This is a genomic window from Pseudomonas sp. MM227 (genome assembly GCF_947090715.1).
GTDB classification, from domain to species: Bacteria; Pseudomonadota; Gammaproteobacteria; order Pseudomonadales; family Pseudomonadaceae; genus Aquipseudomonas; species Aquipseudomonas baltica.
Genome location: NZ_OX352319.1, coordinates 310,836 through 331,166, shown reverse-complemented (window position 1 = coordinate 331,166; position 20,331 = coordinate 310,836). Strand labels below are relative to the sequence as shown.

The following is a 20,331-nucleotide window of genomic DNA, read 5'->3' as shown; positions in this document are numbered from 1 at the left end:
CCCATGCTCCGCGCCCTGATGTTCCTGACCCTGACATGCCTGCTCGGCCCGGCCTTCGCCGACGAGCGCGCGCAAACCCAGCAGCAGATCGACGCCACCCGCAAGGACATCGCCGAGCTGCAGAAAACCCTTGGCAAGTTGCAGGCGGAACGCTCCGGGGTGCAGAAAGAGCTGCGCACCACCGAAACCGAGATGGGCAAGCTGGAAAAGCAGGTGGAGGCCCTGCAGAAAGAACTAAAAAAGACTGAGGGCGAACTGGAGCGTCTGCAAGGCGAGAAAGCCAAGCTCCAGGCCGCCCGCGTCGAACAGCAACGTCTCATTGCCATTCAGGCCCGCGCGGCCTATCAGAGCGGGCGCCAGGAATACCTGAAACTGCTGCTCAATCAGCAGAATCCGGAGAAGTTCGCCCGCACCCTGACTTATTACGATTATCTGAGCCAGGCGCGCCTGGAACAGTTGAAGAACTTCAACCAGACCTTGCACAAGCTGGCGGGTGTGGAAAAGGACATCAATCTGCAGCAGGCGCAGTTGCTGGTGCAGCAAGGCAATCTGGACAGCCAGCGCGAAGACCTCGACAAGGTGCGCAAGGAGCGTCAGGTCGCCCTGGCCAAGCTCAACGATCAGTACAAGCAAGGCGACCAGAAGCTGCAGACGCGTCAGCAGGACCAGGAAGACCTGGCCAAGGTGCTCAAGACCATCGAGGAAACCCTGGCACGCCAGGCTCGCGAAGCCGAGGAAGCGCGGCAGAAGGCCCTGCTGGCCGCCCAGGAGGCTGAAAAACGTCGGCAGCGCGAAGCGCAGGCGGCCGCCACCCGAGAAGCGCCAGCACCCGCACCACAGGCCCCTCGCGCACCGAGTGGCCCGCTGGTGTCGAGCAGCGGCGAAAGCTTCGGTGGTGCATTTGCTTCGGCGCGGGGAAAACTTCCATGGCCTGTCGATGGTCGACTGTTGGCACGTTTCGGGGAAACCCGCGGCGACGATGTCCGCACCAAATGGGACGGGGTCATGATCAGTGCCTCGGCCGGCAGCCAGGTGCATGCGGTGCACGGTGGCCGCGTGGTGTTCGCCGACTGGTTGCGCGGCGCCGGGCTTCTGGTCATTCTCGACCATGGCAATGGCTACCTCACCCTGTACGGGCACAACCAGACCCTGCTCAAATCGGCCGGTGATGTGGTCAAGCCCGGTGATGCCATCGCCACTGTAGGTACCAGCGGCGGGCAGAGCACGCCAGCGCTGTATTTTGCAATACGCCAGCAAGGCAAGCCGACCGACCCCTCGCAATGGTGTCGAGGCTGACTGGCGCAGTCGTTCAAAAGCAGCCCTCAAAGGCGCGAACCCGTATCAGGAGTCTGTTAGACATGCCGCATCTGTCCCGCCTTACCTCGCTGGCCCTGACGATCGCCGTGGCCTGTGCTGCCCCGGCAGTGATCGCCGCCGATCTGGCTCCCCAGCCTGCCCGGTCGGTTGGCACGGCTCCGGCCGCCGCACCGTTGCCGCTGGACGAGCTGCGGACCTTCGCCGAGGTGATGGACCGCATCAAGGCGGCCTATGTCGAGCCTGTGGATGACAAGACGCTGCTGGAGAATGCCATCAAGGGCATGCTCAGCAACCTCGACCCCCACTCCGCCTACCTGGGCCCCGAGGACTTCCAGGAGCTGCAGGAAAGCACCAGTGGCGAGTTCGGCGGCCTGGGCATCGAGGTGGGCAGCGAGAACGGCATGATCAAGGTGGTTTCGCCCATCGACGACACGCCAGCCTCCAAGGCCGGCATCGAAGCCGGCGACCTGATCGTCAAGATCAACAACCAGCCCACCCAGGGCCTGAGCATGACCGAGGCCGTCGATCTGATGCGCGGCAAGCTCGGCGAGAAAATCACCCTGACCCTGGTGCGCGACGGCGGTACGCCGTTCGACGTGACCCTGGCCCGCGCCACTATCCAGGTCAAGAGCGTCAAGGCGCAGTTGCTGGAAAACGGTTATGGCTATTTGCGCATCACCCAGTTCCAGGTGAAAACCGGCGAAGAAGTCGGCAAGGCCCTGGCAAAGCTGCGCAAGGACAACAACGGCAAGCTCAAGGGCCTGATTCTGGACCTGCGCAACAACCCCGGCGGCGTACTGCAAAGCGCCGTGGAGGTGGCCGACCACTTCCTCACCAAGGGCTTGATCGTCTACACCAAGGGCCGCATCGCCAACTCGGAACTGCGCTTCTCGGCAGACCCTGCCGATGCCAGCGAACGGGTGCCTTTGGTGGTGCTGATCAACGGCGGCAGCGCCTCGGCGGCAGAAATCGTCGCCGGCGCACTGCAGGACCACAAGCGCGGCATCCTCATGGGCACCGACAGCTTCGGCAAGGGCTCGGTGCAGACCGTGCTGCCGCTCAACAACGATCGCGCCCTGAAGATCACCACGGCGTTGTACTACACGCCCAATGGCCGCTCGATCCAGGCCCAGGGCATCATCCCGGATGTCGAGGTACGTCAGGGCAAGGTCACCCGCGATGCCGACACCGAAAGCTTCAAGGAAGCCGACCTGCAGGGTCACCTGGGCAACGGCAACGGCGGCGCCGATCGACCTTCGGGCAAGCCGGTGATCGGCGCCCGCAAGGCCCGGCCACAGGACGACGACTTCCAGATCAGCCAGGCGCTCAGCCTGCTCAAGGGCCTGAGCGTGACGCGCGGCAACTGATATGCGCCGGATTTCGTTGCTGGCCATGCTGTTGCTGCTTGCCGGCCCGAGCTTCGCCGGGCCGGCGTACCTGAGCCTGATCATCGATGACCTGGGCCAGTCCCCGGCTCGCGACAGCCGCACCCTGGCTCTGCCCGGCCCAGTGACGCTGGCAATCATGCCCGACACGCCACACGCTGCGGACTTTGCCCGCCAGGCGCACAAGGCCGGCAAGACCGTGATGGTGCACATGCCCATGGATCCTGCGACCGGCCCGTTCGCCTGGCGACCCGACATGCCTGCCAGTGAGCTACTCGCTCGCCTGCAGGCCGCGCTGCGCGCCGTGCCGTATGCTGCCGGCCTGAACAACCACGAGGGCAGCCGCATGACCTCGCAGCCCGAGGCCATGGCCTTGTTGATGAACGAGCTGCAGCAGCACGGCATGTTCTTCGTTGACAGCCGCACCAGCGCCGCCACCGTGGCCGCCGCCAAAGCCCAGGGCATCGGCCTGGCCAGCCTCTCCCGGGACGTCTTCCTGGATGACACGCGCACCGTCGAGGCCATCGCTGGCCAGCTCGAAAAAGCCATTGCCTTGGCACACAAACAGGGCACGGTGGTGATCATCGGACACCCCTATCCACAGACCCTGGAAGTGCTGGAGCGCGAACTACCGCGCTTGAAGGCCAGGGGAGTGGAGTGGATACCGGTCCGGCAGATGATCGGCGAGCGCGGCAATCGCGCCACGGCCGCCCATGGCAAGGGCGGGATCTACCACTGATTCGCCATTGCCCTGTTTCATGGAGTGCCGTGTCTCATAGATAGTCGGCGAATACCCGATCGACGAAACCGTCGCGGCGCATCTCATCGAGTGATCGTTGCAGACGCTCGACCACCGCCTGCGGTGTGTCCTTGTTCAGCGCCAGAAACAGCTCGGCGCTGTTGAAGCGCAGCACGGTCTTGAGCCCGTTGATCCCTTCCAGACGTGCCAGATAGCGGCCAGCCGGATCGCCCGTGGCCCACAGGTCGATCTGGCCATCCAGCAACTTGCGTGCGTTGTCCTGGTCGCGCAGGGCGACGATCGGACGCATGTCACGCTCGGCAAGGCTCTGCGCAATGGCATCGCCCTTGTAGGCGCCGATCCGGTAGGGCCGGGCCTGGTCGAGGGTTTCCAGGGTGATCGGGCTGTCCGCACGGGCCAGCATGATCCAGTCATCCGGACCCAGTGGGCCAACCCATTTGAAGGCCTGTTCGCGCTCGGGCAGGCGCGCGGTGACGAACACCCCATAGCCGGCATTGCTCAGGGCCAGCTTGTAGATACGGTCCCAGGGAAACCGCAGGGTCATGCTGTAGGGGATGTCCGCCCGGCGGAACATTTCGCGCACGAGTTCCGCTGCGATGCCGCGGATGTTCTCTTCCTGGGCGAAGTTCTTGTCGTTGCTGGCCATGTTGTAGGGTGGAAAGTTTTCGGTCAGCAAGACCATCGAATAGCCTGCCGGGACCTCGGCGCGCACGGGGCTGCCACTGAGCAGCGCAGCACAGAAGGCAAAGGCGAGAAAAGTGCGGTCGAGCATTACGAGGTCCCTGCAGCAAAGGCAACGCCAGAGTGCCGGTCAGGCCGACGGCTGTAAAGCCCTGCAATGATTACGTGACAAGGTGTCTACACCGCGCTGTGCAGCAGGTTTTCCAAGGCTGTGAGGTCCGGCACCCGCGCTACGGTTTCGCCGACCTGCACCGCCGCCATTTCCAGCGGCTTGAGCGGCACGTCAACGTAGCTGAGCTGGCTGTCGACCCGGCACGAGCGAGGCACGTGCTGGATCAGTACGGCAATGAAACGCGTCGAGGTTTCACCCAGTGCATTGAGCACGACGATACGGGCGCGCTCGCCGATCACCGCTTCGCCGCCGCTGGCCGCTTCGAAGCTGACCAGCGGCAGGCGCAGGTTGCGCCACTCGATCATTCCCAGGTGCCAGCGCGCGGCGCCGAGCACCGGTTCACCGGGCAGATAGTCGATCAGCTCGGCCACCGCCACGTTGGGCAGCAACAGGCTTCGATCGGCCAGGGGCAGCACCAGCGCGGTGAGGCTGTCGCGGCGGCCGATCGCCCGATCAAGCATGGACCTGGCCCCAGCGTTCGATGCATTCCAGCAACTGGCTCTCCTGATAGGGCTTGCCCAGGTACTCGTTGACGCCAATGGCCATCGCCCGCTCGCGATGCTTTTGCCCCGTACGTGAGGTGATCATGATGATGGGCAGGTCCTTGAGCGTGGGATGCTGGCGGATGCGCCGGGCGACCTCGAAACCGTCCATGCGCGGCATCTCGATGTCCAGCAGGAGAATATCGGGGCTGTGTTCCTGCAACAGCGCCATGGCGTCGACCCCGTCCTTGGCGGTCAGCACCTGCATGCCGTGACGCTCGAGCAAGCGACTGGTGACCTTGCGCACGGTCACCGAGTCGTCGACTACCAGGACTTGCAGGCGCCGTACCTGCGCACCGTGCTGATAACCGGCGCGAGCCACGGCCACACCCTGACGGGCCCGCAGCTGAGCCAGCAGGTCGAGGATCAGCACCACGCTGCCATCGCCCAGGATGGTCGCACCGCCCAGGCCCGGCACGGCCGCGAACTGGCTTCCCAGGCTTTTCACCACGATTTCGCGGGAGCCGGCCAAGGCATCGACCTGCACCGCCACCTGCTGATCGAACGCGCGCACCAGCAGCACGGGCAACGGTTGGCTCTGCGCCGTCAGCGAGGGGACGGCGAGGCCATGCAGCAGGGTGCCCAGGTAGCGCAGGTCATACACCCGCCCGGCGTAGCCGTAGCGCGGTGGGGCAGACTGGTAGGCATCGTGCAGCTCGCCGGGCATGACCCGCACGATCCCCTCGATGCTGTTCAGGGGAATCGCGTACTGTTCTTCGCCACACTGCACCATCAGGGCGCGGTTGACCGACACGGTGAACGGCAGGCGAATCTGGAACCGTGCGCCCTGCCCCGGCCGCGAGTCGATACTCATGGCGCCACCCAGCTGCTTGACCTCTTCGTGGACCACGTCCATGCCCAGGCCACGGCCGGAAATCTGCGTGACCTTGGTAGCGGTGGAGAAACCGGGCTGGAGGATGAACTGCAACACGTCGTGGTCGCTGAGGTCGCTGTGCGGATCCAGCAAACCGCGCTTGATAGCCTTGGCGCGCACCGCTTGCAGGGGCACCCCGGCACCGTCGTCACTCATCTCGATGACGATGTCGCCGCCTTGGTGCAGCAAGGCCAGACGAATGTGCCCCACCGCCGGCTTGCCCGCAGCCAGGCGCTGCTCGATCGGCTCCAGGCCATGATCGACGGCATTGCGCAGCATGTGTTCGAGCGGCGCGATCATGCGTTCCAGGACGCTGCGGTCCATCTCGCCCTGAGCCTGGCTGACTTCGAACTCGACCTCCTTGCCCAGCGCCTCGGCCACCTGGCGCACTACACGCTGCAGGCGCGGCAGCAGGCGCTCGAACGGCACCATGCGCGTGCGCATCAAGCCCTCCTGCAATTGGCTGTCGACGCGCGCCTGTTGCTGCAGCAACGTCTGTGCTTCCAGGTTGCGGCCGGCCAGGGTTTCCTTCAGATCGAGCAGGTCCGAGGCCGACTCGAACAGGGCCCTCGACAGCTGCTGCAGGTGTGAATGACGGTCCATTTCCAGTGGGTCGAAGTCTTCGTAAGCCTGACCATCGACCTGCTGACGGCTGAGGATGCGGCCTTGGGTTTCGGTATCGAGGCGGCGCAGCTGATCGCGCATGCGCTCGATAGTGGTTTCCATTTCCTGCAGCGCCGCCTGGGCGTCATTGACCTGCTGCTCGATGCGGCCGCGAAAGATTGCGGTTTCCCCCGCCAGGTTGCCCAATTCATCGAGCAGCTCGGCGCCGACCTTGATCACATCGACGGGACCACGTTCGGCGGCCACCGGTTCGGCAACTGCGGGCTTGGCCGAAGCAGCTGGCCCGGCGTGCCCGGCTGGCTCACTGCCCGCGGCGAATTCGGCGATCGCGGCAATCAGCTTTCCGGCGGACGGCAACGCCTGCCGCGAGCGGACCGCGTCGAGCATCTGGGCCAGGCGGTCGTGACCCTTGTGCAGCAAGCCAAACAGTTGGCTGGAGGCCTGCAACTGCCCCTGGGAGATGCGCTCGTACACCGATTCCAGCTCGTGGGCCAGGTCGCCCAGCGGACCGATCTCCACCATCCTTGCGCCGCCCTTGAGCGTGTGCAGGTCGCGCAGCAGGTTTTCCGCTTCGAGATGGTTGCCCGGTTCGGCCTGCCAGCGCACCAGTGCCGCGCCTGCGCTCTCGACGATGTCCAATCCCTCTTCGATGAAGATACCCAGCAATTCACCGTCGGCGTCGTCCACCTGCTCGATTCCAGGCTCCGATGGACCCGGACGCGGCGGGGGCTGGGATGCCCCCTCGTAGCCGGGTTCGCTCAGCCAGCGCCGCTGGGTCTGCTCGATGGATTCCTCGGTGAATGACCCTTCATCCTCGGCATCCGCCGCAGCGGCGTTGCCAAGCAGGGTAAGATCGATCACCGCGCCGCCTTCGCGCTGCACCACACCCATGGCGTGCGGGGCCAGGGCACCCTGCAACAGTGCCCGCAAGGCACGCACGTGGGTGGGCTGGGCCTTGACCTCTTGCCCGGCCGCCAATTGATCGAGCATGCCGATCATGGCTTCCTGGGCCTGTTCGGCCTGCTGGAAAAAATCCGTGCTGACACTCAGGCTGCTTTCTTCGACCGCGCCATACAGATCGAGCAGCGCCTCGCACAGCTCGTCGAGCGCCTGCACGTCCGTCAGTTGCGCCTGTTCGCCCAGCAGGGTCAGCTGGTCGAGCAGCCGTGGCAACTCCACACGGCTGGCCGGCGTCTGTTGCCAGCGCTGCAGCAAGCGCTCGGCATCGAGCAGGATATCCATGCCCTCGTCGAGCAACCGCTCGATCAGTTGCGGCGCCTGGACCTGCCGGGCATCGCCCAGCGTCTGTACGCCCTGCAGGCGTTCGGTGGTGTGTTCCTGTACCTGCCGGATCAGCTCGCCGGCACCGGGAATGGGCGTCAGCGGCTGCGCAGGCAATTGCAGCAGCTTCTGCCGCATCAGATAGTGGGCATCGCCCAGCAGGCCCAGCGTTCGGGCCTGGAACGGCAGCCGGTGGGAACGCAGCTCGCGGGCCATGACGTCGAAGGCCGTGGCCAGTTCGGCCAGCGGCGTGACACCGGCCACCAGCGCGCTGCCCTTGAGCGTGTGCAGGGCACGCTGCAATTCGTCGGTGACGGCGACGTCGTTGCCCTGCTCGTCCAGGGCGAGAAATCGCTCCACGGCGCTCAGGTGGCTCAAGGCCTCGCTGTGGAAGATCTCCAGCAATTGGGTATCCACGGGTTCGGGCTCCGGGCCCGTCGCGGCATGCGCCTCGCCGTGTGGGTCTGTTGGCGCAGCCGCTGCCAGGCCAGCCTCGGCCACCGCCAGCAGGCTCTCATGGGCAAGCTGCGGTGCTTCGCTGGTGCGCTGCAGGTAATGCTCGACCGCCGCGAGTGCAGCCGTCACCTGCTCCAGGGGCACAGGTACCGATGCCGTCGGCTCGTCCAACAGGTGCGCTTGAACGGCGTCATTGCAGCCTTGCAGCACCGCGGCGGCCCTGGGCAACGGCAGCATGACCAGCGCACCGCGCAGCTGGGTGAGCAGCGGCACCAAGGTGCGCAGCCGTTGCCGGTCCCAGCGGCCGTCGCTGGAATCGGCCAGTATGTCCCTGGCCTCCTGCAGGCCGAAGCGGGTTTCGCGCATCACCAGTTGGCGAATCTGCACCAGGTCGGTGCTGGACGTCTGCTGCTCGTCGCGCCCCGGCGTATCGCTGGGTCCCGCCATGCCCGCCAGCGTGGCTTCGACATAGAGCAGTGCCCCGGCGACGTCCATCAACACGGCATCGTTGGGCTCGCGGGTCCCCTGCACCAGGCTCTGGATCACCGCCAACTGGTCGATGATGACCTTGCGCGGCTGGCCGAAACCGAGCACAGCCAGGGCATCGGCAATCTGTCGCAACGATGCCGTCAGGCCGTTCAACTCCTGGGTGTACTCGCGACCACCGCGCACGAACAGGTCCAGCTGCTCCTTGACCTTGAGCAACTCCTCGCACAACGCGGGAAGTACGTATTCGTGCCGTTCAGCCATGATCACTCCGCAGTTGCATCGGCACTGGGCGCCGGCAAGGTGAAACCGGACACCGAACGGCGCATCTCGCTGGCCATCTGCGCCAGATTGCCGATGCTTTCAGCCGTTGCACTGGAGCCTGAAGAGGTCTGCTCGGTGATCTGCTGGATCACCGACATGGTGTGCGAGATCTGTCCTGCCGAACTGGTCTGCTGCTGGGCAGCGCTGGAAATCACCTGGATCAGCTCGGCCAGATCCTGCGACACGCCCTCGATCTCTTCCAGGGCGATCCCGGCGTCGTGAGCCAGGCGCGCACCGCGCACCACTTCGAACGTGGTCTGTTCCATGGAGATCACTGCCTCGTTGGTGTCGGCCTGGATCGCCCGCACCAGCGTCTCGATCTGCCGGGTAGCCGATGACGAGCGCTCGGCCAGGCGTTGCACTTCGTCCGCGACCACGGCAAAGCCACGCCCGGCCTCGCCAGCCATGGAGGCCTGGATCGCCGCGTTCAGGGCAAGGATGCTGGTCTGGTCGGCAATGTCGTCGATCAGGCTGACGATGTGGCCGATTTCCTGGGACGATTCGCCCAGCCGCTTGAGGCGCTTGGCGGTGTCCTGGATCTGCTCGCGAATGTTGTCCATGCCCTGGATAGTGTTGTTCACCACCTCGCTGCCCTTGTTGGCGATGGTCACCGAACGATCCGCAACCTTGGCCGACTCCCAGGCGTTCGTCGACACCCGGTCGATCGACTGGGCCATGTCGCTGATCGCCACCGATGCGTCACTGATCTGCTGCGCCTGATGCCCCGAGGCCCGCGCCAACTGGTGAGCAGTGGCCTGGGTGTCCTGCACGGCCGTAGCGACCTCTTCGGCGGTGAGGTTGATGGTGGCCACCAGATCGCGCAACTGGTCGATGGAATGATTGATCGAATCGGCGATGGCACCGGTGAATTCCTCGGTCACCGAGGCGGTCACGGTCAGGTCGCCATCGGCCAACCCACCGATCTCATCGAGCAGGCGCATGATCGCCGCCTGGTTGCGCTCGCTTTTCTCTGCGGTCTGGCGCAGTTGCCGTTTGGTTTCGCGCACCATCACCAGGGCGATCAGAATGATCGAAGCCAGCGCCGCCAAGCCCAGCACATAGCCACCGACGGTACCAGCGGAACGCCCGCTGGCCAGGTTCTCGAAGCCGCTGGCCAGGCGCGAGGCTTCTTCCAGAAGGGTCTGCGACTGATTGAAGATATTGCTGGCCGAGGCCCGCACCTGAAACAGTTCGGGCGAGGTTTCGAGGATCTCGTCGACGCTGCCCGAGACGAACTGGAACAGCTCGGCGATCTCGCGCAAGCGCGCGCGTGCCTCCGGATCTTGTACCTGGGTCACCCGGATCAGCGCATCGCCGTCGAGCATGCCGCCCAGCACCTGGCCGAAACGATTGGCGTCGCGGCCGAAGCTCTCCGCAGCCTGGGCCGCGCTTTCGTCGCCGGACAGCACCGTGTTGACGGCGCCCAGAATGCGCTCGGCGAGCAACGACTGTCGCTGGGCCACGGCGACCTGGCTGGCAGGCGCGGCACCGCGCAGCAGCGTGTCGACGACCTTGTCGTACTCGACCTGCAGTTGCGGCACGGTTTCGGCCAGGGTCGCGGCCACCTGGTGCAGCGACAGCACCGTCTGCTCGCTGGCCAGGATCGCATCGGAATTGTGGCGCAACTCGTCCCAGTCGCGCTGCACCAGGCGCATCTGCTCGCGCATCGCCGCGGGGGCCGCAGGCAGCCCGGTGGCGCTGTCGCCCTCCTTGAGAAAACCCCAGCGGCGCTCGAAATCGTTGCGCGCATCGGCCAGCAACTTGAACGCTGCAGCCTTGCCCGCCGCCGCCTCGGTGGCGTTCTTGGCGATGCGCTGCGACAGCACGCGCAATTCGCCGGCATGGCCGATGTACTGCTTGTCGTAGGTGGATTGAGTGTTGAGGTAGGTGAAATTGGCGAACAGCAGAACGATGAAGATCACCAACGCCACGAACAGGCCGATGATCTGCGCGCCGGCTCGGGAGCCCAACAGAGAGTTGCCTGGCCAGCGCTTGGTCATGATGTGGGCCCGTGTAGGGCGAGTCTGCTGGGGGAAGTACGGATACGCATAGGCATGCTCAGAGTGCTACATCCAGGAAAGCGGGGGCCTGTACCAGCCGGGCCGGGCTGAACACGCACCAGGGGTGTTCACGCAGGAAGTGGCCCTGCAGGAACGGCGCGGCGGCAGCCAGCGCCATTTCGGGCAATGATGCCTGGTGGTTGGCCGAGCTGAAATGCTGCAGACCGGCGACCTCGTCCACCAGCAGGCCGACGAAGATGTCCGCTCGGTCCACCACCAGCACCCGGTGCTGTTTGCGCTGCGGCGACAGGCCATGGCCGAAGAATCCGCCCAGGTCGATGACCGGCAACAGCCGCCCGCGCAGGTTCGACACGCCCACGACCCAAGGCCTGACCCCCGGCAGCCGCGTGCTGCGTGGCTCGGGCAGCACTTCGGCAACCTCGCCCATGGGCGCGACGTACCAGTGCCCGGCCAGACGAAAACCGATGCCGCTCCAGGTCTGCAGGCGCAGTTCCTGCGAGGGCAGCTCGGCGGCCAGCAGGCGACAACGCTGGTCGATATCGAGCAGCAGGTCGAAGGCGGTGCGTGACTCCAGCATCGGCGTGGGTCAACCGGCCAGGACGGTGTTCAACGTCTGGATCAAGGTGTCCTCGTCCACCGGCTTGGTCAGGTAGCCCTTGGCCCCCTGGCGAGTGCCCCAGACCTTGTCGGTTTCCTGATCCTTGGTGGTGATCATGATCACCGGAATGTGCGCGGTCTCTTCGTCCTTGTGCAACTGGCGGGTCGCCTGGAAGCCGTTCAAGCCGGGCATGACGATGTCCATGAGGACGGCGTCGGGCTTCTCCTGGCGGGCCAGGGCCACACCATCGGCACCGTTCTGGGCCTTGAGCACTTCATGACCGTGCCGTTCCAGCATGCCGGTGAGTTTGTAGGTTTCCGTCTGCGAATCATCGACGATCAGGATTCGAGCCATGCTGTTCCCCATGCGGTAAAGGCCCTGGCACGCGCCAGGGCTGGACAACGTTCGCTACGCGGCGAAACCCGGCACATGGGTGCGGATCGCGGCGAGCAGTTCTTGCTTGCTGAAGGGCTTGGTCAAAAATTGATCCGAGCCGACACTGCGGCCGCGAGCCTTGTCGAACAGGCCATCGCGCGACGACAACATCACCACCGGAATGGCGCTGAAGCCGCTGTTGCTCTTGAGCAGCGCGCAGGTCTGGTAGCCATCCAGGCGCGGCATCATGACATCAATGAAGATGATATCGGGACGTTCGTCGACGATCTTGGCCAGGGCATCGAAGCCATCGAGTGCGGTGATCACTTGGCAGCCTGCCTGTTCGAGCAACAGTTCGGCGCTGCGACGAATCGTCTTGGAGTCGTCGATCACCATGATCTTGAAGGCTTCGGACGTTTTCATGGAGGCTCTGATGTGCGCTTGCCCCGACGGGCGCCTTCGCGGGCAATAAAGAAGTCCGAGCCTTTTTAGCACACTCTCCAACAGCGTTCCATCGGCCGCTGCCCCTTGACCTGCGGGCCATGCGGCGCCACCCTGACGCCACTTTCCAAGACCCATTCGCAAGCGGCACGTCCCGCGTACAGGAGCTACCCCATGAGCGTTCGCCTCGGCATTGTCATGGACCCGATCGCCAACATCTCCTACAAGAAGGACAGCTCGCTGGCCATGCTGCTGGCGGCCCAGGCACGCGGTTGGTCGCTGTTCCACATGGAAATCCAGGACCTGTATCAAGGCCAGGGCCAGGCCCGCGCGCGGATGCGTCCGCTCAAGGTCTTCGCCGACCCGCAGCACTGGTTCGAGTTCGAGTCGGAATTCGACGCGCCGCTGGCCGATCTCGACGTCATCCTGATGCGCAAGGACCCACCCTTCGACCTCGAATTCGTCTACAGCACCTACCTGCTCGAACAGGCCGAGGCCGCGGGCGTACTGGTGGTGAACAAGCCGCAGAGCCTGCGCGACTGCAACGAGAAGATGTTCGCCACGCTGTTCCCGCAACTGACCCCGCCCACGCTGGTCAGCCGTCGGGCCGACATCCTGCGCGAGTTCGCCGCCGAACATGGCGACGTCATTCTCAAGCCGCTGGACGGCATGGGCGGCACCTCGATCTTCCGCCATCGGGTGGGCGATCCGAACCTGTCGGTCATCCTCGAAACGCTGACGGCCATGGGGACCCAGCAGATCATGGCGCAGCGCTACCTGCCGGCGATCAAGGACGGCGACAAACGCATCCTGATGATCGACGGCGAGCCGGTGCCCTACTGCCTGGCGCGTATTCCCGCCAGCGGCGAGACTCGCGGCAACCTGGCAGCCGGGGGGCGTGGCGAAGCGCGTCCGCTGAGCGACAAGGACCGCTGGATCGCCGAACAGGTCGGCCCGTCGCTGCGCGCCCGGGGCCTGTTGTTCGTCGGCCTGGACGTGATCGGCGAGCACCTCACCGAGATCAACGTCACCAGCCCGACCTGCATCCGCGAAATCGACGCGGCATTCGGCACCGACATCGGCGGCCAATTGATGGACGCCATCGATCGCAAGCTCAAGGCACGCTGACCCTACGCCCCTGCTCCGGGTTATGATGCACGCCCTTTCAGTTGCCGGGCGCGCATCGCCGCCCGGGTTGCACGCCTGCCGGATTCTTCATGACGCTGCCCGCCGACCTCCCTGCTGAACTGACCCGCATCGGCGCCCGCCCTGCGGATCGGCTGGGTTTTACCCTGTTCCTCGCCGCGCTGCTGCACGTCGCCCTGATCGTCGGCGTGGGCTTCGGCACGCAGCCGCCTACCCAGATCAGCAAGACCCTGGAAGTGACCCTGGCACCGCTCAAGAGCCAGACCGCGCCCAAGGATGCGGATTTTCTTGCCCAGGACAACCAGCAAGGCAGCGGCACCCTGGACAAGAAGGCCGTGCCCAAGACCACTGAAGTCGCGCCCTTCCAGGACAGCAAGATCAACAAGGTGACGCCACCGCCTGCGCCCAAGCCGGTCACCCAGCCCGAGCCTGCACCGCTGAAGAAGGCCATCGCCACCACGGCCCCCCGGCCGGTGAAGACCGAGGCACGACCGCCACCGGTCAAGCCCGACCCCAAGCCAAAGGCCGTTACCCCGGAATTCGACAGCTCGCAGCTGTCCAGCGAGATCGCCAGCCTGGAAGCCGAGCTGTCCCACGAGCAGCAGGCCTACGCCAAGCGTCCGCGCATCCACCGTTTGAGCGCGGCCTCGACCATGCGCGACAAGGGTGCCTGGTACAAGGATGATTGGCGCAAGAAAGTCGAACGCATCGGCAACCTCAATTACCCCGACGAGGCACGCCGCCAGCAGATCTACGGCAGCCTGCGGCTGATGGTGTCGATCAACAGCGACGGCTCGCTCTACGAGGTGTTGGTGCTCGAATCGTCCGGCCAGTCGCTGCTCGATCAGGCGGCCCAGCGCATCGTGCGCCTGGCCGCGCCGTTCGCGCCCTTCACCGGCGATCTGGCCGACGTCGACCGCCTGGAGATCATCCGTACCTGGCGCTTCGCCAAGGGCGATCGCCTGCAGAGCAATTGAGACACATGAAACTGCGCCTGCAAGCTTGTCAGGCTGGCAGGCCGACGCCACACTACAGGTCATGAAAAACCTCGAAACGAGCTACCTCAGGAACCAGTTCCTGATCGCCATGCCGCACATGGCGGACCCCAATTTTGCCCATACCTTGACCTACATCGTCGAGCACACGCCCAATGGCGCGATGGGCCTGGTGGTCAACCGCCTGCAGGACCTGAACCTGGCCGACATACTCGAGCAGTTGCGGCCGGACACCGAACCACCGGCTTCCTGCCAGCAGGTGCCCATCTACAACGGCGGGCCGGTGCAGACCGACCGCGGCTTCGTTCTGCACCCCAGCGGCCCGGTGTTCCAGGCCACGGTCGAGCTGGGCGAGGTCTCGCTGTCCACCTCCCAGGACATCCTGTTCGCCATCGCCGATGGCGCGGGTCCCGAGCAAAGCCTGATTACCTTGGGCTACGCCGGCTGGGAGGCCGGTCAGCTGGAAGCCGAACTGGCCGACAATGCCTGGCTGACCTGCCCCTTCGATGCCGACATCCTGTTCAATACCGACAGCGACCAGCGCCTCGGCGCGGCGGCGGCACGCCTGGGCATCAACCTCAGCCTGCTGACCAGCCAGGCGGGCCACGCCTGATGAGCGCACCCAGACTGCTGCTCGGCGTGGATTACGGCACCAAGCAGATCGGCTTCGCGGTCGGCCAGGTGATCACCGGCCAGGCCCGTGAACTGTGTACCCTCAAGGCCCAGAACGGCGTGCCCGACTGGACCCGCGTCGAAGCGCTGATCAAGGAATGGCAGCCGGACGCCATCGTCGTCGGCCTGCCGCTGAACATGGACGGCAGCCCCAGCGAAATGAGCGAGCGGGCAGAAAAGTTCGCCCGCCGCCTGAACGGCCGCTTCAACATCCCGGTGCACACCCACGATGAACGGCTGACCACCTTCGAGGCCAAGGGCGAGCGCATGGCCCGTGGCGGGCAGCGCGGCAGCTACCGCGACAACCCGGTCGACGCCATCGCTGCCAAGCTGCTGCTGCAAGGCTGGCTGGAGGCGAATGCGCTGGGTGGCAACAGCTGAAGATGACAGCAGCTGCACCCCACCCCACCGTAGCAGCGGTGCAAGCCGCGTCGGGCCTCGACGCATTTTTCCAGATACACCGCGCGTCCGGCCCTGACGCATTTTTCCAGATACACCGCACGACCGCCGACGCGGCTCGCGCCGCTGCTACAGGTGGGGTGCAAGCCGCGTCCGGCCTCGGCGCATTTTTCCAGATACACCGCGCGACCGCCGACGCGGCTCGTGCCGCTGCTACAGGTGGGGTGCAAGCCGCGCCACGTTGCACCCCTCTCTTCGGACGAACTCAAACACAGGAGCACACATGAGCCTTCCCAACCCGGCCGAGCTGATCGGCGCGATGGCTGTCGACCTCAAGGCCCATCTGGCCAGGCGCTCCATTGCCGAGCCGCGCTACATCGGCATTCACAGCGGCGGTGTCTGGGTCGCTCAGGCGTTGCTGCAAGCCATGGACAGCAAGGCTGCGCTGGGCACCCTGGACGTGTCGTTCTACCGCGACGACTTCAGCCAGAACGGCCTGCACCCGCAAGTGCGCCCCTCGGCCCTGCCCTTCGAGATCGAGGGCCAGCATCTGGTGCTGATCGACGACGTGCTGATGAGTGGCCGCACCGTCCGCGCTGCCCTCAATGAACTGTTCGACTACGGCCGCCCTGCCAGCGTGACCTTGGTGTGCCTGCTCGACCTGGACGCCGGCGAGCTGCCGATTCGCCCCGACATCGTCGGTGCCACCCTGTCGCTGGCTGCCCATGAACGGGTAAAATTGCTCGGCCCGTCCCCGCTCGCCCTCGAGCGCCAGGACCTCGTTTCCGCCTCCAGCCTTTAAGAGCCCCCGCCATGACGCCTATCGACGCCAAGCGCCCGCTGCAGCTCAATGACCAGGGCCAGCTACGCCATTTTCTTTCCCTCGACGGCTTGTCCCGCGAACTACTGACCGAAGTGCTCGATACCGCTGATTCGTTCCTTGAAGTTGGCGCCCGTGCGGTCAAGAAAGTCCCGTTGCTGCGCGGCAAGACCGTGTGCAACGTGTTCTTCGAAAACTCCACGCGCACGCGCACCACCTTCGAGCTCGCCGCCCAGCGCCTGTCGGCCGACGTCATCACCCTGAACGTGTCGACCTCCTCGACCAGCAAGGGTGAAACCCTGTTCGACACCCTGCGCAACCTCGAAGCGATGGCCGCCGACATGTTCGTCGTGCGCCACGCCGACTCCGGGGCCGCGCACTTCATCGCCGAGCACGTCAGCCCGGAAGTGGCCATCATCAACGGTGGCGATGGCCGCCATGCCCACCCGACCCAGGGCATGCTCGACATGCTCACGATTCGCCGCCACAAAGGCGGCTTCGAGAACCTGTCGGTAGCGATCGTCGGCGACATCCTGCACTCGCGGGTAGCGCGCTCGAACATGATCGCCCTCAAGACCCTGGGCTGCCCGGACATCCGCGTGATCGGCCCGAAGACGCTGCTGCCCATCGGCGTCGAGCAGTATGGCGTCAAGGTGTTTACCGACCTGGAGCAGGGCCTCAAGGATGTCGATGTGGTGATCATGCTGCGCCTGCAGCGTGAACGCATGACCGGTGGCCTGCTGCCCAGCGAAGGCGAGTTCTATCGCCTGTACGGTTTGACCACCGCGCGCCTGGCTGGCGCCAAGCCCGATGCCATCGTCATGCACCCTGGGCCGATCAACCGTGGCGTCGAGATCGAATCGGCCGTCGCCGACGGACCCCATTCGGTAATTCTCAACCAGGTCACCTACGGCATCGCAGTCCGCATGGCGGTGTTGTCGATGGCCATGAGCGGGCAGACGGCCCAGCGTCAATTCGAGCAGGAGAGCGTCCAGTGAGCCTCAGTATTATCGGTGCACGGGTGATCGACCCCGCCAGTGGTCTGGACCAGATCAGCGACCTGCATATCAGCCAGGGGCGAATCGTGGCCATCGGCGATGCGCCCGCCGATTTCACCGCCAGCCAGCGCCTGGACGCCAGCGGCCTGGTGGCAGCGCCCGGCCTGGTCGACCTCAGCGTGTCGCTGCGCGAGCCCGGCTACAGCCGCAAGGGCACCATCGCCAGTGAAACCCGGGCCGCAGCTGCCGGTGGCGTCACCAGCCTGTGCTGCCCGCCGCTGACCAAGCCGATCCTCGATACCTCGGCAGTGGCCGAGCTGATCCTGGATCGCGCCCGCGAGGCCGGGCATGCCAAGGTGTTTCCGATCGGTGCCCTGAGCAAGGGCCTCGAGGGCGAGCAACTGGCGGAACTGATCGCCTTGCGCGATGCCGGCTGCATTGCCTTCGGCAATGGCCTGAACAGCTTTGGCAACCACCGGACGCTGTGTCGTGCGCTTGAGTACGCCGCAACGTTCGACCTGACGGTGATCTTCCATTCCCAGGACCGTGACCTGTCCGCCGGCGGGCTCGCCCACGACGGCCCTACGGCCAGCTTCCTTGGCCTGGCAGGCATTCCGGAAACGGCTGAAACCGTCGCCCTTGCACGTGACTTGCTGCTGGTCGAACAAAGCGGCGTGCGTGCGCATTTCAGCCAATTGACCACCGCCCGCGGCGTCGAGCTGATCGAACAGGCCCAAGGCCGCGGCCTGCCGGTCACGGCGGACGTGGCGCTGTACCAATTGATCCTGACCGACGAGGCGCTGACCGGGTTTTCCAGCCTGTATCACGTGCAACCGCCGCTGCGCTCGACAGCGGATCGGGAAGGCTTGCGTGCGGCGGTGAAGAAGGGCGTGGTGCAGGCCATTGCCAGCCATCACCAGCCCCACGACCGTGATGCCAAACTGGCCCCGTTCGGTGCGACCGAGCCGGGTATCAGCAGTGTCGAGCTGCTATTGCCGTTGGCCCTGACCCTGGTGCAGGATGGCTTGCTCGACCTGCCGACCTTGCTCGCGCGCCTGGGCCAGGGCCCGGCCGAGGCCATGCGCTTGCCGGCCGGCCGCTTGCAGGTGGGCGCAGCGGCAGATCTGGTGCTGTTCGATGAAGGCGTCTCGACGGTGGCCGGCGAGCGCTGGCTGTCCAAGGGCGCCAACTGCCCGTTCCTCGGTCACACGTTGCCGGGCGCCGTGCGTTACACCTTGGTGGATGGGCATATCAGCTTCACTGGCTGATCCCCCCCGCTCCTACAGACGACACCATCCCTGTAGGAGCGGTCAGCGGCCGCGAAAGCCTCGCCGCAGTACGGCTGATGCACCGCACTCACTTCTTCGCGGGCAGAGCCCGCTCCCACAGACGCCCCCCCCCGTAGGAGCGGTCAGCGGCCGCGAAGGCCTCACTGTGGTCTGCCTGATGCACCGCACCCACTTCTTCGCGGGCAGAGCCCGCTCCCACAAACGACCATCCCCGTAGGAGCGGCCAGTGGCCGCGAAGGCCTCGCTGCGGTCTGCCTGACACAGCGCAGCAGGGGCTGCAGCCTGAACGACCTACCCGCGCTGCGCGTTCTTCATCGACACCTGATCATTCAGCGTCCAGAAGTCATACAGCACGCCCACCAAGAACAACCCCCCGGTCAGCAGGTAGATCACCCCGGTGATCCACTTGCCCATGTACATGCGGTGCACACCGAACAAACCGAGAAAAGTCAGCAGTACCCAGGCCACGTTGTAGTTGGTCTGGCCGCTGTGAAAGCGCATGTCGGCGTGCCGGTCCATGGCCGGAATCAGGAACAGGTCGATAAGCCAGCCGATGCCGAACAGCCCCAGGGTGAAAAACCAGATCGTCCCGGTCACCGGCTTGCCGTAGTAGAAGCGATGAGCACCGGTAAAGCCCAAAATCCACAACAGGTAGCCCATGACTTTGCTGTGGGTATCGTGGATCCGATAGCTGTTCATTGTTGATGTACGCCCTCTGATATAAAAATTTTTTGAACGGTTTTGTGACTTTTTTGCCCCGTCCCGACGTATGGCATTTCTGTGACCGACATCGGCTGAACCCTTGCAGCACCTGAGTTGCGTGCCGCACAAAGGACAATTCTGCGCCCGATTGGTGCCATTTGCGACCTGCGTGCCTCGACCAGCGGATTAAAAACCACACAAAAAGCTGTTATAAAGTTGCGCGCCTACCCACATGAGCCCTGCCGAATGCGTCCATTTTTCAAGACATGGCTGACCATCTGCCTATTATTGCCCCTGGCCGCCCACGCCACCAATCGTGAGCAACGACTTCCCGCTGGCTTCAATGGCTACACCGCCCAGTCCGCTACCGAACAATCGCAACGCGCCCCACGCATCGTCGTGACCCGCCCTGCCAGCAACAACCAGGCATTGGCCAAGGTTACCGCGGTCAAGGTCGGCAGCGCCTCGTCCAAGCAGAGCAGCGATGTGCTCAGCCGTGCGGTCAACGTGCTTGGCACCCCCTATCGCTGGGGCGGCAGCAGCCCGAGCAAGGGTTTCGACTGCAGTGGCCTGGTCAAGTATGCCTTCAACGACGTGAAAGCCGTTGATCTGCCGCGTACGTCCAACGCCATGGCTGCGGGCCACGGCGTCAAGGTTGAACGCAAGGACCTCAAGCCGGGTGACCTGGTGTTTTTCAACATCAAGAGCCGCAAGGTGAATCACGTCGCCATCTACCTGGGCAACGACCGCTTTATCCATGCCCCGCGTCGTGGCAAGGCCGTGACCATCGACACCTTGAAGAAACCGTACTGGAACACCCACTACGCCGTCGCCAAGCGCGTCCTGCCCAAAGAGCCGGCGCTGCGCATCGTCCAGCGCTGATCCCTCTTTCCGCGACGTGCCCTTCGCGGCCACGGACCGCTCCTACGGATGACTGCCATTCTCTGTAGGAGCGGCCAGTGGCCGCGAAACG

Annotated in this window: 19 protein-coding genes; 11 read left to right on the top strand and 8 right to left on the bottom strand. The window is 64.9% G+C overall.

The window, feature by feature from the left end:
- Positions 1-3: 3 nt before the first annotated feature.
- From ONG87_RS01495 to ONG87_RS01485, 3 genes are all read left to right on the top strand, one after another.
- Entirely contained in the window at positions 4-1,296 is a 1,293-nt protein-coding gene (locus ONG87_RS01495) for a murein hydrolase activator EnvC (protein ID WP_122480491.1), read from the top strand.
- 62 nt (positions 1,297-1,358) lie between these two features.
- On the top strand, positions 1,359-2,684 hold the full coding sequence (locus tag ONG87_RS01490; protein WP_122480492.1) for a S41 family peptidase: 1,326 nt from the start codon (positions 1,359-1,361) through the stop codon (positions 2,682-2,684).
- Positions 2,685-2,709: 25 nt separating this feature from the next.
- A complete protein-coding gene (locus ONG87_RS01485) occupies positions 2,710-3,441 on the top strand; it encodes a divergent polysaccharide deacetylase family protein (protein WP_244652781.1) in 732 nt (243 codons plus the stop codon).
- 34 nt (positions 3,442-3,475) lie between these two features.
- Here ONG87_RS01485 and ONG87_RS01480 read toward each other — a convergent pair whose 3' ends face one another.
- The 7 genes from ONG87_RS01480 to ONG87_RS01450 form a co-directional block, all read right to left on the bottom strand.
- Positions 3,476-4,234 carry an ABC transporter substrate-binding protein gene (locus ONG87_RS01480; RefSeq protein ID WP_192055856.1) on the bottom strand — a complete coding sequence of 253 codons (759 nt, stop codon included), beginning with the start codon at positions 4,232-4,234 and terminating at the stop codon, positions 3,476-3,478.
- An 86-nt stretch (positions 4,235-4,320) separates the two neighbouring features.
- The gene (locus ONG87_RS01475) at positions 4,321-4,776 is read right to left on the bottom strand and encodes a chemotaxis protein CheW (protein ID WP_122714520.1); all 456 of its coding nucleotides are present in this window, start codon (positions 4,774-4,776) and stop codon (positions 4,321-4,323) included.
- Complete coding sequence (locus ONG87_RS01470) at positions 4,769-8,842, bottom strand: response regulator (protein WP_264382081.1); 4,074 nt, start codon at positions 8,840-8,842, stop codon at positions 4,769-4,771. Before ONG87_RS01470 ends, ONG87_RS01475 begins: the two co-directional genes overlap by 8 nt.
- Positions 8,843-8,844: 2 nt before the next feature.
- Positions 8,845-10,902, bottom strand: coding sequence for a methyl-accepting chemotaxis protein (locus ONG87_RS01465; protein ID WP_122480497.1), 2,058 nt, complete (start codon positions 10,900-10,902; stop codon positions 8,845-8,847).
- A gap of 58 nt (positions 10,903-10,960) precedes the next feature.
- Complete coding sequence (locus ONG87_RS01460) at positions 10,961-11,500, bottom strand: chemotaxis protein CheW (protein ID WP_185794914.1); 540 nt, start codon at positions 11,498-11,500, stop codon at positions 10,961-10,963.
- 9 nt (positions 11,501-11,509) lie between these two features.
- Positions 11,510-11,875, bottom strand: a complete 366-nt coding sequence (gene pilH, locus ONG87_RS01455) for a twitching motility response regulator PilH (RefSeq protein WP_122480669.1) — start codon at positions 11,873-11,875, stop codon at positions 11,510-11,512.
- 54 nt (positions 11,876-11,929) lie between these two features.
- Positions 11,930-12,319 carry a PleD family two-component system response regulator gene (locus ONG87_RS01450; RefSeq protein ID WP_264382080.1) on the bottom strand — a complete coding sequence of 130 codons (390 nt, stop codon included), beginning with the start codon at positions 12,317-12,319 and terminating at the stop codon, positions 11,930-11,932.
- A gap of 192 nt (positions 12,320-12,511) precedes the next feature.
- Between ONG87_RS01450 and gshB the strand changes: the two genes are divergently transcribed.
- The 7 genes from gshB (at position 12,512) to ONG87_RS01415 (ending at position 18,635) form a co-directional block, all read left to right on the top strand.
- The gene (gene gshB, locus ONG87_RS01445; protein ID WP_122795940.1) at positions 12,512-13,465 is read left to right on the top strand and encodes a glutathione synthase; all 954 of its coding nucleotides are present in this window, start codon (positions 12,512-12,514) and stop codon (positions 13,463-13,465) included.
- 89 nt (positions 13,466-13,554) lie between these two features.
- Positions 13,555-14,460: an energy transducer TonB gene (locus tag ONG87_RS01440; protein ID WP_264382079.1), complete on the top strand. Its 906-nt coding sequence runs from the start codon at positions 13,555-13,557 to the stop codon at positions 14,458-14,460.
- A gap of 61 nt (positions 14,461-14,521) precedes the next feature.
- Complete coding sequence (locus ONG87_RS01435) at positions 14,522-15,091, top strand: YqgE/AlgH family protein (RefSeq protein ID WP_122480502.1); 570 nt, start codon at positions 14,522-14,524, stop codon at positions 15,089-15,091.
- Positions 15,091-15,531, top strand: a complete 441-nt coding sequence (gene ruvX, locus ONG87_RS01430) for a Holliday junction resolvase RuvX (protein ID WP_122480503.1) — start codon at positions 15,091-15,093, stop codon at positions 15,529-15,531. The genes ONG87_RS01435 and ruvX overlap by 1 nt, the downstream gene beginning before the upstream one ends.
- Before the next feature lie 301 nt (positions 15,532-15,832).
- Positions 15,833-16,351, top strand: coding sequence for a bifunctional pyr operon transcriptional regulator/uracil phosphoribosyltransferase PyrR (gene pyrR, locus ONG87_RS01425; protein ID WP_122480504.1), 519 nt, complete (start codon positions 15,833-15,835; stop codon positions 16,349-16,351).
- A gap of 11 nt (positions 16,352-16,362) precedes the next feature.
- Positions 16,363-17,367 (top strand): aspartate carbamoyltransferase catalytic subunit, encoded by a 1,005-nt coding sequence (locus tag ONG87_RS01420; protein WP_122480505.1) that lies wholly within the window; start codon positions 16,363-16,365, stop codon positions 17,365-17,367.
- Positions 17,364-18,635, top strand: coding sequence for a dihydroorotase (locus ONG87_RS01415; RefSeq protein WP_192137550.1), 1,272 nt, complete (start codon positions 17,364-17,366; stop codon positions 18,633-18,635). The genes ONG87_RS01420 and ONG87_RS01415 overlap by 4 nt, the downstream gene beginning before the upstream one ends.
- Before the next feature lie 312 nt (positions 18,636-18,947).
- Here ONG87_RS01415 and ONG87_RS01410 read toward each other — a convergent pair whose 3' ends face one another.
- Positions 18,948-19,355 carry a TM2 domain-containing protein gene (locus ONG87_RS01410; protein WP_122480507.1) on the bottom strand — a complete coding sequence of 136 codons (408 nt, stop codon included), beginning with the start codon at positions 19,353-19,355 and terminating at the stop codon, positions 18,948-18,950.
- A 249-nt stretch (positions 19,356-19,604) separates the two neighbouring features.
- Here ONG87_RS01410 and ONG87_RS01405 point away from each other — a divergent pair, with 249 nt between their 5' ends.
- Positions 19,605-20,240, top strand: coding sequence for a C40 family peptidase (locus tag ONG87_RS01405; RefSeq protein ID WP_122480508.1), 636 nt, complete (start codon positions 19,605-19,607; stop codon positions 20,238-20,240).
- The last annotated feature ends 91 nt before the right edge of the window (positions 20,241-20,331 follow it).